This window comes from Sphaerotilus mobilis (assembly GCF_004216565.1).
Classification (GTDB): Bacteria; Pseudomonadota; Gammaproteobacteria; order Burkholderiales; family Burkholderiaceae_C; genus Sphaerotilus; species Sphaerotilus mobilis.
On the sequence record NZ_SGWV01000008.1, the window covers coordinates 506,529 to 522,583 of the forward strand.

The following is a 16,055-nucleotide window of genomic DNA, read 5'->3' on the forward strand; positions in this document are numbered from 1 at the left end:
GACAGCCTGGGATCATTCCGGGGCCCTGGGCTTGGCGATGCCGTTGGCCACCGCCAGCGCCACGATCACCTCGCGCACCGTCTTGCGGGCCGGCGGCGGCAGCTTCAGGAACAGCTCGAACAGGTCGCGCTCGACATAGCCGATGCCCTGGTCCCAGGCCGCCTGGCGGGCCTCCAGGCGACGCCGCGGCCCGACGCCGAAGACAAGGTCCTCCGGTGGCACACGCAGCCATTCGGACAGCGTCATCAGCTTGGCATGTGACGGCAGCGTCTCGCCCTTGAGCCAGCGACGCACGCCATGCAAGGTCATCGGCTTGCCCCAGTGGCGCATGTTGAACTCGCGCTCCAGCACGGCCGGCCGCGGCTCATAGCCGGCGGCCAACATCGCGTCACGTAACCGAAGCGCAAACTGCGCCCGTGCCTGGGTCATGTCGGCACCGTACCCACCTTGGAGGGATACGGCGCAACTTGGTCCTGCAGTCAACTTGCGGACGTGACTAAAAATTACGTCATTTCCCAATCGAGTTACGCCGTTATCAGCTTGGGGCGGTGTGCGGCGTCGGCCTGGCTCGTCATGCTGCTGGTGAGCGGATGTGGCGGTGGCGGTAACGCTGGCAGTCCAGCCACCGGCGATCCGCCGCTCGTCGCCGCGCAGCGGGCCTGGCTGGTCTTGCTGGGCGACGCCCGCACGCCGGCCGCCCAGGCGGCGACGCAGGCCCTGGAAGACGCCGGCCATGCCACGCTGTGGCCGGCCGGTGGTGCCCCGTCGCGGGACGAACTGCACGCCGCCATCGACGCCCGTTGTGGCGCGACGGCGCCGCCGTCCGACACATTCGGCCCATACGGCCCGTCAGACCCATCAGGCCGGGCGGCGATCCCCTGTGACGCGCTGGTGCTGATCGGCCATGGCCCGAGCGGTGCGGCGCAAGTCGACGCGCTGGCGCGCGCCTGGCAACCCGGTTCGCGCGGCTCGCCGGGGTGGCGGGTGCGGGCCGTGCTGACGGTCGATGCCGGCTACCTCCCCCCCGGAAGGGTGATGGACGGGGTCTGGCAACGCAGCGATCTGGCCGACACCACGCGCTGGCAGGTCGGGATGATCCAGAGCCGCGACGACCCGCATGCCAGCCGGTGTGATGCCGACGGCTGCGGCGTGCTGCCGCTGGCCGTTGCCCATGGCGCCCGCAGCCAGCCCGTCCTGAGCGCCTGCCCGCACGCCGGACCCGCAGGTGAACATCGCCCGACGACGGCCTTGCCCGACTGGATCTCCTGGCAGGTCGATGCGGTGGCCGCCTTGCTGCGCGCCAGCCGAGACGCCGCCGCGCAGCCGCTGGTCAACGCCTGTCTGGACGACCTCGAACGCGAGCGGCCGCGCCCGCCCGGGCCTCCCCCGCTGCGCTGACCGGCGGCTCAGCCCGCCAGCGTGCCGATCGCCGCGCGCAGCACCTCGGCCGAATGGGTCAACGCGGCCCGTTCGGCCTCGTCCATGGCCGGCTCGATCACCTCGCTGCCACCGGCTGCGCTGACCACCGTCGGCAGGGACAAGGCCACGCCACTGAGCCCAGCCGCACCGGTCTGCAGCCGCGACACCGTCAGCAGCCGGCGCTCGCCACGCAGCAAGGTGCCCAGCAGGCTGGCGGTCACCAGGCCGATCGCGTGGTTGGTGGCGCCCTTGCGCTGGATGACCTCGTAGGCAGCCCGGCGCACATCCAGCGCGATGCGTGGCTCCAGCGTCGCCGCGTCCCAGCCGTGCCACTGCCGCAGCGGCATGCCGCCGACGCGGGCGCCGGACCACAGCACGACCTCCGAATCGCCGTGTTCGCCGACCACCTGGGCGTGGATGGAATGGGTGTCCAGGCGCAGCTGCGCGCCCAGCATCTGGCGCAGCCTGGCCGTGTCGAGCATGGTGCCGGTGCCCAGCACACGGGCCGGTGGCAGGCCGCTGGCCTCGGTCATGACCTGGGTCAGCACGTCCACCGGGTTGGTGACCAGCACGACGATGCCGCCGAAGCCGCTGGCCAGCGTGCGGCCGATGTCGGCGACCAGCCGGGCGTTGTCGCGCAGCAGGTCCAGGCGCGACTCGCCCGGCTTGCCGTTGCGACCGGCCGCCACGACCACCACATCGCAGGCCCGCAGCGCCGCCAGATCGGGCTCGGCCCGCACGAGACACGGCGGGTAGAAGGCGGCACCGTGCGCCAGGTCCATCGCCTCGCCCTCCGCGACGGCGCTGCGGGCGTCGTGCAGCCAGAGTTCATCGGCCACGCCGGCCTGCAAGGTGGCCATGGCCACGCTGGTGCCGACCCAGCCGGTACCGATGATGGCGACGCGTCGTGTCATGACATGCTCCTGAGCTTGCGGTTTCACGGATGAGGTCCAGACTGAGGCCTGGCGTGCTCGCCATGCTGGCGCGACCTGCTGCCTGCGACCACCGCCTGCGACCACCGCTTGCCCACCCTCTTGCCTGACCTCGCCATGATCGCCTCTGAAGAAGTCATCGAGAACATCACCTACGACGAACTGCGCATCGGCCAGTGCGCCCAGCTGCGCCGCACCCTCAGCCGCGATGACATCAGCGCCTTCGCGTTGGTCTCGGGCGACATCAACCCGGCCCATGTCGACGACGAATACGCCCAGGGCACCCGTTTCCACGGCGTCATCGCCCATGGGATGTGGGCCGGCGCACTGATCTCCAGCCTGCTGGGCAACGAGTTTCCCGGGCCCGGCACGGTCTATGTCGAGCAGAGCCTGAAGTTCATGCGGCCGGTCCACGTTGGCGACACCTTGACGGTCACCGTGTGCGTGCGCGCCAAGGACGATGCCCAGGGCCATGTCCGCATGGACTGCCAGGTGCTCAACCAGCATGGCGATCCGGTCGTCAGCGGTGACGCCGTGGTGCGTGCGCCCACCGTCAAGGTCAGCCGGCCCCGCGCGACCCTGCCGACCTTGCACCTGTTCGACCCGGAGGCCCGCACCGAGGCATGGCTGGCGACGCTGCAGGGCCACCCCGCCGTGCGCTGCGCGGTGGTGCATCCCTGTGACGAGGCCTCGCTGCGCGGCGCGCTCGATGCGGCCGACGCCGGCCTGATCGTGCCGGTGCTGGTGGCACCTCGCGCGCGGCTGTTGGCGCTGGCTGCGGGCCTGGGCTTGTCGCTGGACGGCATCGAGGTCGTCGACACCGAGCACAGCCACGCCTCGGCCACCGTCGCCGCGACGATGGCCGCGCGGGGCGAGGTCGGCATGTTGATGAAGGGCAGCCTGCACACCGACGAGCTGATGGGCGCGGTGCTGGCCGAACGCGGCCTGCGCACCGGCCGGCGCATGTCGCACGCCTTCCGCTTCGAGGTGCCGGCCTACCCGCGCCCGCTGCTGGTGACGGATGCGGCCATCAACATCAGCCCGACGCTGGAGGACAAGGCCGACATCGTGCGCAACGCCATTGATCTGGCGCGTGCGCTGGGCGTGGCGCGGCCCAAGGTGGCGCTGCTGTCGGCGGTCGAAACGGTGACGCCGCGCATCGCCTCGACGCTGGACGCCGCCGCGCTGTGCAAGATGGCCGACCGCGGCCAGATCGCCCATGCCACGCTGGACGGTCCGCTGGCCTTCGACAACGCCATTTCGGCCGAGGCCGCCCGCATCAAGGGCATCGTCTCGCCGGTGTCCGGGCTGGCCGACATCCTGGTCGTGCCCGACCTGGAGTCCGGCAACATGCTGGCCAAGCAGCTGGAGTACCTGGCCGGCGCGTCCGCCAGCGGCGTCGTGCTGGGTGCCAAGGTGCCGATCGCGCTGACCAGCCGGGCCGATCCGGCCATCGCCCGCAAGGCCTCGGCCGCCCTGGCTGGCGTGATGGCGCGGGCGCTGCAGGCGGCGGCCACGACAGCGGCCACGCCCTCTGCAGGCTGACGCAGACACGGCGCGGCACAGGCCTTGCACAAGGACGCCGATGGACATCGACTTCGAGACCCTGGACGTCTACACCCGCTACAAGCTGATGGCCAGCCTGATCGTGCCCCGGCCGATCGCGCTGGTGACGACGCTGGGGGCCGACGGCACCATCAACGCCGCCCCCTTCAGCATGTTCAACATGCTCGGCGAGGACCCGCCCACGCTGTTCCTGAGCATCAACCGCGTCGGCAAGAACGGGGCGATGAAGGACACCGCCACCCACATCCTGGCCCGGCGCGAGTTCGTTGTGCACCTGTGCGACGAGCCCATCGCCGCCGCCATGCACGCCTGCGGCGACGCGCTGCCACCGAACGAGAGCGAGCTGGTGCATGCCGGCCTGACACCCGTGCCGTCGCGCAAGGTCGCCCCGCCGCGCATCGCCGAGGCGCCGGTCGCCTTCGAATGCCGGCTGAGCGAGACCCTGGAATCGCCCAGCCGCTATGTCTTCATCGGCGAGGTGCTGCAACTCTGGGCCCGCGACGGCCTGGTCGACACCGAACGCTGGCGCGTGCGGCTGCAGGACTACCACCCGGTCGGACGTTTCGGCGCGAGCTTCTACACCACCACGCGCGAGCGCTTCTCGATCCCCGCCGACCCGGCCAGCGCGCGCAGCACGCCGATCGACGAGATCTGAGCGCGGCGGCGGCCTCAGCCGCCCGCGACGATGGGCAAGGTCACCTCGGACTTGACCTCCCTGAGCACGATGCTGGAGCGCACATGTGTCACGCCCGGCAGCTTGAAGATGACGGCGTGCAGAAAGGCCTCGTAGCGCTGGATGTCGCTCACCAGCACGGTCAGCAGGTAGTCGCTCTGGCCGGTGGTCGACAGGCAGCGCACGATCTGCGGCGTGGCGCGCACGGCGTCCTCGAAGCGGCGCACCAGATCCTCGCTGTGCTGGCTCAGGTTGCACTCGACCACCACCGCCAGGTTTAGCCCCACCCGCTGGCGGTCGACCAGCGCGCTGTAGCCACGGATCACGCCGCTGGCCTCCATGTCCTTGATGCGCTTCCAGCACGGCGTGGCCGACAGGCCGACCGCCTCGGCCAGCTGCGCCACGGTCTGACGGGCGTCGCGCTGCAGTTCGGCCAGCAAGGCGATGCTGTGGCGGTCAAGAACCGGATTGTTCTCGCTCATGGTCGATCCTGAGAATGATGTTCTCCAGATCCTGCCATTCAGGCGTCATGGAGAAAACAATTTCCGCTCGCATCGACCTAATCTTCATGGCTTCGGACTGCCTGCTGCGGAGCCTCCATGCCCACCCTTGCCCGACCCGATTACCGGCTTGCCGACCGCTATGACGCGGCCAGCGGCGTCGTCTTCCTGAGCGGCACCCAGGCGCTGCTGCGGCTGGCCCTGACGCAGCGCGCGCTGGACGCCGCACGCGGCTGGCAAACGGCGGGCTTCATCAGCGGCTACCGCGGCTCGCCGCTGGGCCAGTTGGACCAGGAAGCGTCGAAGGCCAAGGACACGCTGGCGGCCGCCGGCATCCGGGTCTTGCCCGCGATCAACGAGGAACTCGGCGCGACCCAGGTGCTGGGCTCGCAGCGGGTCGAGTCCGACCCGGCCCGGCGCGTCGACGGCGTGTTCGGCCTCTGGTACGGCAAGGGGCCGGGCGTGGACCGGGCCGGCGACGCGATCCGGCATGGCAATGCCTACGGCTCGTCGCCCCACGGCGGCGTGCTGGTGGTGGCCGGTGACGACCACGGCTGCGTCTCGTCGTCGATGCCGCACCAGAGCGACGAGGTGCTGATGGCCTGGCGCCTGCCGGTGCTGCAAGCGGCCGACGTGTCCGAGCTGATCGAGTTCGGCCTCTACGGCTGGGCGCTGTCACGCTACAGCGGCGCCTGGGTCGGCCTGGCGGCCTTGTCGGAGGTGGTCGAAAGCTCGGCCACGGTCGACCTCGATGCGATCCACGCCCGGGTCGCGGGCTGGGCCGATGCGGACGCGGTGGCCGCGCGCAGCGGCCATGTCGCGCCAGCCGATGGCCTGCACCTGCGCTGGCCCGACCTGCCCTCGCTGCGGCTGGAGACGCGCCTGGCCGACAAGCTCGATGCGGTGCGTGCGTTTGCCCGCATCAACCCGATCGACCGCGAGGTGATCGTCTCGCCGCAGGCGCGCGTGGGCATCGTCAGCTGCGGCAAGGCGCATGCGGACCTGATGGAGGTGCTGCGCCGGCTGGCGATCACACCCGACACGCTGGCCGCGATCGGCCTGCGGCTCTACAAGGTCGGCCTGGCCTGGCCGGTCGAGCCGACCCGCTTGACGGCCTTCGCCGAAGGGCTGGACGAGATCCTGGTGATCGAGGAAAAGGCCGGCGTGGTCGAAGGCCAGCTGCGCGAGCTGCTCGACCATGCCTACGCCCATCGCCCCGAACGGCGGCCGCGCCTGATCGGCAAGCGCGACGCCGCTGGCCGGCCGCTGCTGCCCGCACACGGCGAGCTGCGGCCGTCGCGGCTGATCGAGCCGGTGGCGCACTGGCTGGCCGCTCATTTCCCGGACGAGCCCCGGCTGGGCGATCCGCGCGAGCTGCTGGTCCACCTGCGCGACTTCACGCCGCCGGCCCTGCTGCACAACGCCGCCGATGCGGTGCGCCGCCTGCCCTACTTCTGCGCCGGCTGCCCGCACAACAGCTCGACGGTGGTGCCCGAAGGCTCGCACGCGCGGGCCGGCATCGGCTGCCACTTCATGGCCAACTGGATGGACCGCGACACCGCCGGCCTGATCCAGATGGGCGGCGAAGGCATCGACTGGATCGCCCATGCGCCCTACACCGACACGCCGCATGTGTTCCAGAACCTTGGCGACGGCACCTACTACCACTCCGGCAGCCTGGCGATCCGGCAGGCGGTGGCCGCCAGCGTCGCGACGGGCGTGTCCATCACCTACAAGATCCTGTTCAACGACGCGGTGGCGATGACCGGCGGCCAACCGGTCGACGGCCCGATCAGCGTCGACGCGATCGCCCGCCAGGTCGACAGCGAAGGCGTGCGCGAGGTGGCCGTGCTGAGCGACGACCTCAGCCGCTACGACGGCATCCGCCACCGCTTCCCGGCCGGCACCACCTTCCACGACCGGCATGAACTGGACGCGGTGCAGCGCCGGCTGCGCGAGGTGCGTGGCGTCACCGTGCTGATCTACGAGCAGACCTGTGCGGCCGAGAAGCGCCGCCGCCGCAAGAAGGGCCAGATGGCTGCCGCCCCGCGCCTGCTGCACATCCACGCGCCGGTCTGCGAGGGTTGTGGCGACTGCGGCGTGCAGAGCAACTGCGTCGCGCTGCTGCCGCAAGAAACCGCGCTGGGCCGCAAGCGCCGCATCGACGCGACCGCCTGCAACCAGGACGAACGCTGCGCCGACGGCTTCTGCCCCAGCTTTGTCGCGCTGCGCGGTGCCCGGCTGCGGCGCCGGGTCGGCGCGGCCGACGGTGCCGCGCGGCAGGCGCTGCTGGACGCCGTCGCCGCCCTGCCCGACGCCTCGGCACACGACTGGAACGGCGCGCCCTGGGATCTGCTGGTCACCGGCGTGGGCGGCACCGGCGTGGTGACGGTCGGCGCGCTGGTGGCCATGGCCGCGCACCTGCAGGGACTGCGCGCCAGCGTGCTCGACTTCATGGGCTTTGCGCAGAAGGGCGGCGCGGTGCTCAGCTTCGTGCGGCTGGCGGCCACGCCGCAGGCCTTGAACCAGGTCCGCATCGACAGCCAGCAAGCCGACGCGGTGCTGGCCTGCGATCTGGTCGTGGCCTGTGCGCCCGAGGCCCTGCAGGCCGTGCGCCACGGCCGCACCCGCGTGCTGGTCAACACCCATGAGGTGCCGGTGGCCGATTCGGTCCGGCAACCCGATGCCCAGCTGCCGGTGGCCGACCTGTTGGCCAAGCTGCGCCATGCGGCCGGCGACACCCAGGTCCGCACCTTCGACGCCCAGGCGCTGGCCGAGGCCGGGCTGGGCGACACCGTCACCGCCAACGTGCTGGCGCTCGGTCACGCCTGGCAGATGGGCCTGGTGCCGCTGGAGCTGGCGGCCCTGCAACAGGCCATCGCGCTCAACGGCGTGGCCGTGCCGGCCAACCAGCTGGCCTTCGCGCTGGGCCGGCTGGCTGCCGCCGATCCACAGGCCTGCACACGCTGGCTGGCCGGCGAAGCCACCGCGCCCGTTGGGGCGCCCGACCGTGAGCCAGAACGTGTGCCCGACCATGAGCCCGAAACTCTGGACGGTCTGCTGGCGCTCGGCATCGCCCACCTCAGCGCCTACCAGGACCGCGCCTGGGCCCAGCGCTACGAGGCCCGCGTGCGCGCGGTCGAGCAACAAGAGCGGGCCCTCGGACTGGACGACACACTGCCGCTGAGCCGCGCCGTCGCCCGCGCCGTGCGGCCGCTGATGGCCGTCAAGGACGAATACGAGGTGGCGCGGCTCTACAGCGATCCGGCCTTTCGCCAGCAACTGCGCGAGCACTACGAGGGCGAGCCCGGCGTCGACTACCGGCTGGACTTCCTGATGGCCCCGCCGCTGCTGTCACGCCTCGGCGCGGACGGCCGCGCGCCACGCAAGCTCGTCTTGTCCGATCGCTGGATGCGCCCGCTGCTGTCCGCCTTGCAGCACGGCAAGGTCCTGCGCGGGCGCTGGTTCGACCCCTTCGGCCACAGCGCCGAACGGCGGGCCGACAGAGCCTTGCTGCACGCCTTCGAGGCCCGCATCGACGAGCTTCTGGGCGGGCTGGCAGCCGATGCCGCACCGGCCTCCGCAGGGGCCGCGCTGGACCCCGCCTCCGAAGGCGCCGCGCCGGACCCGGCGGCTCGGCGACGCCGCCTCGCGCTGGCCGTCGAGATCGCACGCCTGCCGCAGCAGGTGCGCGGCTACGGTCACGTCCGCGCGGCACAGCTCGCCGCCGCGCAGCAACGCGAGGCCGAGCTGCTGCACCGCTGGGACCGTCGGCGCTACCCGCTGCCAGCCCGCGCCCAGGCTGCGACGGGTCAGCTGGCCGGCATCCGGGTGGTGTCGGGCTGAGCCGCGCCGGGCGGTGCGCGAGCAACGTGACCACATTCAATAGGCCCAGTCGACCGCCAGGCTGTAGAGCAGCACGGTGCGCTGGCCGGGTGGCAGTTGCGGCTCCAAAAACATCCCGGCCGGGCTGGTGCTGCGTGGTCGGATGCGATCGATCTGGGCTTTCAGCGCCAGCCCCGGCTGCAGGTCATGGCGCAGACCGAGTGCCAGCCGATGCTGGCCATCGCGTCTCTGCGAGGCTTGCAGGTCCGAGACGAGCTGGGCCGCCACGCCGCTGAAACGGCTCTCTTCGCGCGGATCGATGCCGCGCAAGCCGGACCAGCTCAGGTGCAGCAGCCAGTCTTGCCACTGTCGACCAACGGTCACGTAGGCACCCACGCTGCCAGGCAGGGCCCGGTTGTCCGAGCTGATGCGGGCGACTTCGGCTTGCAGCAACCAGGGACGGCCATCATGGCGAACGCCCAGGGACAGGAAACGCAGCCGCCGGATGTCACGCACGTCGTACTCGAGCGCCGCGACGGGATCGCCTCCCACCGCAGGCGCGCCCAGCAGGGCCAGTGCCTGCAGGACGGGCGATTGCGGACTCAGGCGCAGACGGGTGTGGGCCTGCGCGGCCATGGCCTGCCAGGTCCAGTCGGTGCCCAGCAGTTGCAGGCGCAGGCCGCCGATCGGGTGGTGCTCGACGGCCTGATCGCCCCGTCGCTCGCGATGGCGGGCAAGGTAGGCATCGACCTGCACGGTGCGGTCGACCTGCGACAGGCTACGGCGCAGCCAGACGCCATCGAGCGACGGCACTTGGCCGAGCTGGCCGTAGACCTCGGCCGGCGGTCGCACCCAGGGTTGGCTGAGGCCCAGACTGCGCTGCTCCGAGCCGAGGAACAAGGGTGAGCCGAACCGGCCGACCTTGAATGCCCAATCCGGCGCCGGCTTCCAATCGACGTAGGCCCAGTCGACTTCGGCGCCCATGCGGTCGGTGCTGGTCTGCCGGCGCCACACGGGCTGCAGGGTCAGGTCCAGCCCAGGCCGCGCCTCGTAGCTGATCTGGACGCCCAGCCGGCTGTCGTAGGAGCCGGTCCAGTTCGCACCGATGCCCGACGGCGCGGTGTTCTCCTGGCGCAGCTGCAGGCCGGCCGCATTCAGCCGGGCCATAGCCAGGGTGCCGAAGGTGTTGATGCGCCAGACCGGCGACGCGGCGGTGTTGTCCGTCTGCAGCGTCGGCGGCACTGGCTCCACCGCATCCTCACTGGCCTGTACCGACAGCAGGCTGCCGCTCAGGCAGGCGGCCAGCAGGGCCCAGCGAAACCGGCTTGCGCATCTCATCGCGTGTCTCCCGAGCTGTACACGACACGCAGGCCACGCAGGTCCAGGCGGCCCGCGTCGGCGGCCGGGATGTAGGCAAGATGGGCCGTTGCGGACTCGCGCAGCCGACCCAGCGCCGACGCCAGGTCCAGCCGCGCGGGCGGTCGCCCACCGCCGCTGAACACCATGCGCGACCAGTAGGCATGCATCTGCACCGGACTGCGGCCGAGCACCTGCAGGTAGAAGGCGTCCCGGAGCGCGTCGTCCAGCGCGTCGATGACGGTGACGGGCGTGCCGTCATCCAGCGTCGAGCGGGTGCGCAAGAACAGCGCGCCGACCTCGCCGCGGCCCAGGCTGGCCACCCGCAGATCGGCACGCGCCAGCACCAGCAAGCCGCGTTCCGCAAAGCCCTGAGCCCGCAGTCCTGACGCAGGCAAGAGGGACAACATCGACAGGGCCCGCAAAGCCCGACGCCGCCCGACGATGGCGCGAGTCGTCAGTAGGCCCATTCGATCACCATGCTGATCAACCAGAGATCACGTTGCCCCTCGGGCAGCACCGCCACACCTGCACCCGCACCGCTGTCGACCACCGTCAGACCGCCACGGCCTTCGCGGCGTGGGCGCAGGCGGTCGAGCTGGGCCTTCCATGCGAGGCCCGGCGCGAGGTCGTGGCGCAGCCCGACGCCGAGCGTGGTCTGGCCGGCCTCGCGCGCCGGCGCGAGAAACAGCTCCGCCGTCGCCGCTGCGGGCGAGCCGGGTAGCAGCCGGTTCTCACTGCCCGGATCACGCCCGCGCAACCAGGCCGCCGTGGCGTAAGGTGTCCAGGCCCCCCAGGTGCGACCCAGCGTCAGGTAGCCGGCAGTGCTGCCCGGCAGGGACTTCAGGCGCGAACGGCCGTGGGCCAGTTCGGCCATCAAGAGCCAAACGCTGTCCTCATGGCGCGCGCCCAGGCTGAAGAACCAGATCGGATCGAGCCGCCGCAGGTCGTAGTCGGCCACCGCCGAGGCATCGCCTCCGAGGCCCGGATCGCCCACGATCGCCAGAAAAGGCTCGATCGCATCCAGCTGGATGGTCGAGCGCGAGCGGGCCACCATCGCCTGCCAGGTCCAGCGCTCGTCCTGCAGGCGCAGACCAAGGCCGCCGATCTGCCGATGGCTGACGGCCAGGCCGCTTCGGCGGTCGACATGTCGCGCCAGGTAGCCGCTCACCGACAGCGTCTGTTCACCCAGCGGCACACCGTGACGCAGCCACAAGCCGTCGAGGGAATCGACCTGCCCCAGCAGACCGTAGACCTCGTGGGGAGCCCGCACCCAGGGCTGAGACAGGCCGGCCTGTCGCTGGTCGGAGGCCAGGTAGAGCGGCGACATGTAGCGGCCGATCTTCAGGTCCCAGTTGGGCGCCTGTTGCCAGCCGACATGGGCCCAGTTCGTACGGAGCCAGACGCGGCCGTTGTCCTGCTCTCGCACGACGCCCTGCCAGGTCAGGTCCAGGCGCTCACTCAGACGCATGCCGAGCTGCGCCCCGAGGCGGCTGTCGACCGCGCCGGTCCAGCGCCGCCCGATGCCTGCGCTGGCGACGCTGTCAGCGCGCCAGCTGGTGCCTTCGAGATGGCTCCGCGCCAGCCCGAGCGTGCCGAAGGTGTTGACCTGCAACTCGCCCGCATCGACCGGATTGCCCTCCGGCCGCGTCAGCGGAACCGCCGTGGCGCAGCCCACCGCCAGCCCTGCAGCCAGGAGGGCGACAGCAGACAGCGACGCGGGGCTCATCCTCATGACGGATCGCCCAGATCGCTGCTGGCGCTGGCGTGCGTGCCCACGTCGATTGGCAGCACGATCTCGACCTGCGTGCCCAGGCCCGGTTGGCTGCGCACCTCGATCTGACCCTGCAGCAGCCCGACAACGATGTTGTGAACGATGTGCATGCCCAGGCCGCTGCCGCCCCGACCCAGCCGGGTCGTGAAGAAGGGGTCGAAGATGCGGTGCAGCGTGGCCTCGTCCATGCCGTGACCGTCGTCCGTGAAGGTCAGTCGGACCCGCTGCTCATCGATCCGGTGGGCGCTGATGTGCATCACGCCCGGCTGATCGGCATCGAAGGCATGCAGCAAGGCGTTGTTGTAGAGGTTGTTGATCACCTGCCCGAGCGGACCGGGATAGCCGTTCATCCGGACATCCGGTTCGAGGTCGGTCTCGACCTGGATCGGCCGGTGCTTGAGCGCCGGGGCCAGCGTCGTCAGGATGTCCTGCAGCGTGCGGGCCAGATCATGGTGGCGACGCTTCGAGCTGGTCTGGTCGATCGCCACATGCTTGAAGCTGGTAATCAGCTCGCTGGCCTTGAGCAGGTTGCGCAGCAGCAGTTCGGCCGCCTCGGCGCTGTCGGTCAGGAACTGTTCGAGCGTCTGACGCTGCAGTCGCGCGCGGGCCTGCTCGTCGAACACCCGGGCCTTGTGGGCATAGCCGGTCGCCACCGTCAGCGCATTGCCGATCGGCGTGTTCAGTTCATGGGCCACCGCCGCGACCAGCGAGCCCAGGCTGGCGAGCTTCTCCGACTGCACCAGGCTGGCCTGCAAGCGGCGCAGGTCGGCCAGCGTCTGTTCGAGGTGGTGGTTGGCGGTGAGGAGCTCGGCGGTGCGTTGCTCGACACGGGCCTCCAGCGCTTCATTGAGTTCACGCACCGCAGCCTGGCTGGACTCGAGCTCACGGATGCGACTGCGTGCGGCGGCGGCCATGCGGTTGAAGACCCGGGCCAGCAGCGTCAGCTCGTCATGACCCTCCTCGCGCACCGACTGTTCGTAGTCGCCCTTGGCCATGCGCGTGCCGGCATCGGTCAGGCGATTCAGGCGCTGGCCGAGCCGGCGCAACAACAAGGCCAGCACCAGCACCAGCGCCAGCGCCAGCAGGCCATAGGTGATCAGGTTCTGGCGCTTGAGGCGGTCCGAGGCATCGCGCAGCAAGGTCGACGACAGGCCGTAGCGCAGCCGGCCGACCTGTTGGCCGCCCAGCAAGATGTCCTGTTCCAGGTGCAGCAGCCCGCGCGTCCACGCGCCCGCGAGATCATGGTCGACCGGCGGCAGCACAGCCGGGACCGCGTCGGTGCGGGCCAGCTCGCGGCCGCGTTCGTCCAGCAGCACGAGGTAGAGCACGCCGCCACCTTGCGGCGTGACCAACTCCTGCAAGTAGGGCTGGATGCGCGCCAGCGTCTGCGACGACTCGGTGTGAGGTGCCAGCGCCAGGTTGAGCGTCTGTGCGACCTGAGCAGCGGCCAGCCGGCTGCTCTCCAGCGCGACCTCCTCCAGCACCCGCCGGGTGTTGACGCTCACCAGCGCAAAGATCGTGCTGAGGAACACAAACGCGCCCGCACCCAGACGCAGGCGCAAGGAACGCCACAGCGGCGGCGCGTTCAGCGATTGGGGCATCGCTGCGCCTCAGGCGTCAGCGACGCCGTCGACGCGGCGCCGAGCCAGCCAGTCGCACAGGGCGTCCAGGCCCATCGGACGAGCCCGCAGATAGCCCTGGGTCGCGTCGCAGCCCAAGCCACGCAGGAAGTCTTCCTGCTGCAGCGTCTCGACGCCTTCGGCCAGCACCTCCAGCCCGATCAGGCGACCGAGTGACACGATGGTGCGGACGATGTCCTCGCCCCGTCGGCTGCAACCGATCTCATGGACAAAGCTGCGGTCGATCTTGAGCAGGTCCACCGGCATGTGCTGAAGGTAGGCCAGCGACGAGAAGCCGGTGCCGAAGTCGTCAAGCGCCACACGCATGCCGCGTTCACGCAGCGCATGCAGGCGCGGCAGCAATTGGTCGACCTCCTGCATCGCCAGCGATTCGGTCAGCTCGATCTCGACCTGCTGCGGCTGCAGTCCATGGCGCCGCGCCGCCGCGTCCAAGTGTCCCAGCAAGGCGTTGTCACGCCACTGCGCCAGCGACACATTGATCGCCATCCGCAGCGGCAGACCGGTGCGACGCTGGAGTTGCGCCAACTGCGCACAGGCCTCGTCGATGACCCAGGTGCCCAGCGGCAGGATCAGGCCGGTGCTCTCGGCCACCGGAATGAACTCAGCGGGTGACACGCCAGACTCGTCACCCCAGCGCAGCAAGGCCTCGACACCCAGCACCTCGCCGTCACTCAGGCGGATCTGAGGCTGCAGGACCAGCCGGAAGGCCTGTTGCTGCAAGCCGGCATGCAGGGCCCGCGACAACGACGCCCGGCGCAGGGCCGCCCGGCCCATCTCGGGGTGATACCGGACATACCCCGGGCGCCGCTCGCGCTTGGCGCTCTTCAGGGCGGTGAAGGCCGCCGCCAGCAAGGTCGCCGGCGCGGCGCCGCTCAGGTCGGCACGGCGGGCCAGACCGCCACACATCGACAGGCGGATCGGCAGGCCGTCAACGTCGAACTCGGCGTCGCACAGGGTCTGCAGCAGACCTTGCCCCAACTGCTCGGCCGGGCCGTGCAGGGCGAACACATCGCCGCCAAACCGCACCACCGTCATCGGCTGAACGTCCGGCAGGCTCAGCAGCCGCTGGGCCACGCTGCGCAGCAGCAGGTCGCTGCCCGTCGGTCCGAGCGTTTCGACGTGGGTGTTGAAGTCGTCGATGTCGATCAGCAAGAGCGCGCTGTCGTCGTCCGGAAACGGTGCCTCGCCCATGCGCTGCAGCAGCCGCAAGCGGCTGGGCAGGCCGGTCAGCGCGTCCACGAAGGCGGTGCGCTGCAGTTGTTCGAGCATGCTCAGGTTGTCCGAGCACAGCGCGACGTTCTCGGTGAAGATCTCCAGCAGTTCGCGCAGGCTGGCGTCCACCTCGTCGGCGGTGTCCATGAACACCGCCAGCTGGTGCCGTTGGCTGCGGCAATGCAGCGCACAACCAAGCGGCCCGTATATGTTGCGGCCCTCTCTGAGGGCTTGAACCAGCTGGTCGCGGACCTGGGCCGGCTCGATCGCATCGATCGAGCCATTGAGCAGTCCTTGGTAGTGGCCGCTGGCGGCGACCACCTGCAGGTCCGTCGCCGGATGCGAGGTCGGTCGCCCCAGCGCGGTCGGACTGATGACCACCAGGCCGCGTTGTTCGCCCAGAGACAGGAATGCGCCGAGCTGGGTCAGCACGCCACCGGCGAAGCGTTGTAGGCCGTCGCTGCTGAGCAGGTCACGCGTGGCCTGGATGATCTGGGACAGTCCGCGCTGGCTGGCCTCGATGCGGCGGATCTGCTCGAAGCTGCGCAAGGCGCTGATGAGAGAGGTGACCAGACGCGTCTGCGTCAGCTCGCTCTTGGTTCGGTAGTCGTTGATGTCATAGCGCGAGATGACCTCCAGCTCGGGCGCATAGCCGGGCTGGCCGGTTCTCAGGATGATGCGCACCCCTTGCAGGCCAAGCTCACGGCGGATCGTGTGGATCAGGTTCAGGCCGGCGTCGGACTGCTCCATGACGACATCGAGCAGCACCACTGCGAAGTCGGTGTCTGCCTGCGACAGCATGTCCCGAGCCTGGGCCGCGCTGTAGGCGCTGTGCAGGCTGACCTGCCGGCCCAGCAACTGCTGACCACGCAGCACGAAGCGGGTCGCCGAATGGACCTCCGGGTCATCGTCGACGACCAGAACGTGCCAGAACGGCTGGGGCCGCTGCGGCGCGTCATCGTTGTGCAGGGGGATCAGGTCGTCGGGGTCGGAAATCATGCGTCAAGTCAAGAAAGACTGCTTGGGAATCTAGCATGAGCCTTTCCAGCCGCCTCCCCGCACCGCGGCGGTGCGCAGCCTGCGTACACGTCGGACGTGAAAAAACAGCCTGCGTTCTGTCAATTCCTGCCAGGCCTTCCCGTTCCTGAACGTTCCAGG

Annotated in this window: 12 protein-coding genes; 4 read left to right on the plus strand and 8 right to left on the minus strand. The window is 70.4% G+C overall.

The window, feature by feature from the left end; all coding sequences use genetic code 11:
* Positions 1 to 12: 12 nt before the first annotated feature.
* A complete protein-coding gene (locus tag EV685_RS07605; RefSeq protein WP_130481393.1) occupies positions 13 to 429 on the minus strand; it encodes an XRE family transcriptional regulator in 417 nt (138 codons plus the stop codon).
* Between the two features lie 144 nt (positions 430 to 573).
* Here EV685_RS07605 and EV685_RS07610 point away from each other — a divergent pair, with 144 nt between their 5' ends.
* On the plus strand, positions 574 to 1,398 hold the full coding sequence (locus EV685_RS07610) for a hypothetical protein (RefSeq protein ID WP_130481394.1): 825 nt from the start codon (positions 574 to 576) through the stop codon (positions 1,396 to 1,398).
* Between the two features lie 8 nt (positions 1,399 to 1,406).
* Here EV685_RS07610 and EV685_RS07615 read toward each other — a convergent pair whose 3' ends face one another.
* A complete protein-coding gene (locus EV685_RS07615) occupies positions 1,407 to 2,333 on the minus strand; it encodes an L-lactate dehydrogenase (RefSeq protein WP_130481395.1) in 927 nt (308 codons plus the stop codon).
* A 135-nt stretch (positions 2,334 to 2,468) separates the two neighbouring features.
* Between EV685_RS07615 and EV685_RS07620 the strand changes: the two genes are divergently transcribed.
* Both EV685_RS07620 and EV685_RS07625 read left to right on the plus strand, forming a co-directional pair.
* Positions 2,469 to 3,896, plus strand: coding sequence for a bifunctional enoyl-CoA hydratase/phosphate acetyltransferase (locus EV685_RS07620; protein WP_130481396.1), 1,428 nt, complete (start codon positions 2,469 to 2,471; stop codon positions 3,894 to 3,896).
* Between the two features lie 40 nt (positions 3,897 to 3,936).
* Positions 3,937 to 4,572 (plus strand): flavin reductase family protein, encoded by a 636-nt coding sequence (locus tag EV685_RS07625; protein WP_130481397.1) that lies wholly within the window; start codon positions 3,937 to 3,939, stop codon positions 4,570 to 4,572.
* Positions 4,573 to 4,586: 14 nt separating this feature from the next.
* Here the strand turns inward: EV685_RS07625 and EV685_RS07630 are convergent, their stop codons facing one another.
* Positions 4,587 to 5,072: an Lrp/AsnC family transcriptional regulator gene (locus EV685_RS07630; protein WP_130481398.1), complete on the minus strand. Its 486-nt coding sequence runs from the start codon at positions 5,070 to 5,072 to the stop codon at positions 4,587 to 4,589.
* A 117-nt stretch (positions 5,073 to 5,189) separates the two neighbouring features.
* On the opposite strand from EV685_RS07630, the gene EV685_RS07635 reads away from it, so the two are divergent.
* The gene (locus tag EV685_RS07635) at positions 5,190 to 8,936 is read left to right on the plus strand and encodes an indolepyruvate ferredoxin oxidoreductase family protein (protein WP_130481399.1); all 3,747 of its coding nucleotides are present in this window, start codon (positions 5,190 to 5,192) and stop codon (positions 8,934 to 8,936) included.
* Between the two features lie 36 nt (positions 8,937 to 8,972).
* On the opposite strand, the gene EV685_RS07640 is transcribed toward EV685_RS07635, so the two are convergent.
* From EV685_RS07640 to EV685_RS07660, 5 genes are read right to left on the minus strand one after another with little or no spacing between them, the layout of a single operon-like run.
* Positions 8,973 to 10,253, minus strand: a complete 1,281-nt coding sequence (locus tag EV685_RS07640) for a hypothetical protein (protein WP_130481400.1) — start codon at positions 10,251 to 10,253, stop codon at positions 8,973 to 8,975.
* Entirely contained in the window at positions 10,250 to 10,681 is a 432-nt protein-coding gene (locus EV685_RS07645) for a hypothetical protein (protein ID WP_130481401.1), read from the minus strand. Before EV685_RS07645 ends, EV685_RS07640 begins: the two co-directional genes overlap by 4 nt.
* A 47-nt stretch (positions 10,682 to 10,728) precedes the next feature.
* Complete coding sequence (locus tag EV685_RS07650) at positions 10,729 to 12,006, minus strand: hypothetical protein (RefSeq protein WP_130481402.1); 1,278 nt, start codon at positions 12,004 to 12,006, stop codon at positions 10,729 to 10,731.
* Positions 12,003 to 13,646, minus strand: coding sequence for a sensor histidine kinase (locus EV685_RS07655; RefSeq protein ID WP_130481403.1), 1,644 nt, complete (start codon positions 13,644 to 13,646; stop codon positions 12,003 to 12,005). Before EV685_RS07655 ends, EV685_RS07650 begins: the two co-directional genes overlap by 4 nt.
* Positions 13,647 to 13,655: 9 nt before the next feature.
* Positions 13,656 to 15,896 carry a putative bifunctional diguanylate cyclase/phosphodiesterase gene (locus tag EV685_RS07660; RefSeq protein WP_130481404.1) on the minus strand — a complete coding sequence of 747 codons (2,241 nt, stop codon included), beginning with the start codon at positions 15,894 to 15,896 and terminating at the stop codon, positions 13,656 to 13,658.
* Between the last annotated feature and the right edge of the window lie 159 nt (positions 15,897 to 16,055).

Coding starts and splice junctions, on each gene's coding strand:
- EV685_RS07605 (WP_130481393.1), bottom strand. CDS start 429: ATGACCCAGGCACGGGCGCAGTTTGCGCTTCGGTTACGTGACGCGATG.
- EV685_RS07610 (WP_130481394.1), top strand. CDS start 574: ATGCTGCTGGTGAGCGGATGTGGCGGTGGCGGTAACGCTGGCAGTCCA.
- EV685_RS07615 (WP_130481395.1), bottom strand. CDS start 2,333: ATGACACGACGCGTCGCCATCATCGGTACCGGCTGGGTCGGCACCAGC.
- EV685_RS07620 (WP_130481396.1), top strand. CDS start 2,469: ATGATCGCCTCTGAAGAAGTCATCGAGAACATCACCTACGACGAACTG.
- EV685_RS07625 (WP_130481397.1), top strand. CDS start 3,937: ATGGACATCGACTTCGAGACCCTGGACGTCTACACCCGCTACAAGCTG.
- EV685_RS07630 (WP_130481398.1), bottom strand. CDS start 5,072: ATGAGCGAGAACAATCCGGTTCTTGACCGCCACAGCATCGCCTTGCTG.
- EV685_RS07635 (WP_130481399.1), top strand. CDS start 5,190: ATGCCCACCCTTGCCCGACCCGATTACCGGCTTGCCGACCGCTATGAC.
- EV685_RS07640 (WP_130481400.1), bottom strand. CDS start 10,253: ATGAGATGCGCAAGCCGGTTTCGCTGGGCCCTGCTGGCCGCCTGCCTG.
- EV685_RS07645 (WP_130481401.1), bottom strand. CDS start 10,681: ATGTTGTCCCTCTTGCCTGCGTCAGGACTGCGGGCTCAGGGCTTTGCG.
- EV685_RS07650 (WP_130481402.1), bottom strand. CDS start 12,006: ATGAGGATGAGCCCCGCGTCGCTGTCTGCTGTCGCCCTCCTGGCTGCA.
- EV685_RS07655 (WP_130481403.1), bottom strand. CDS start 13,646: ATGCCCCAATCGCTGAACGCGCCGCCGCTGTGGCGTTCCTTGCGCCTG.
- EV685_RS07660 (WP_130481404.1), bottom strand. CDS start 15,896: ATGATTTCCGACCCCGACGACCTGATCCCCCTGCACAACGATGACGCG.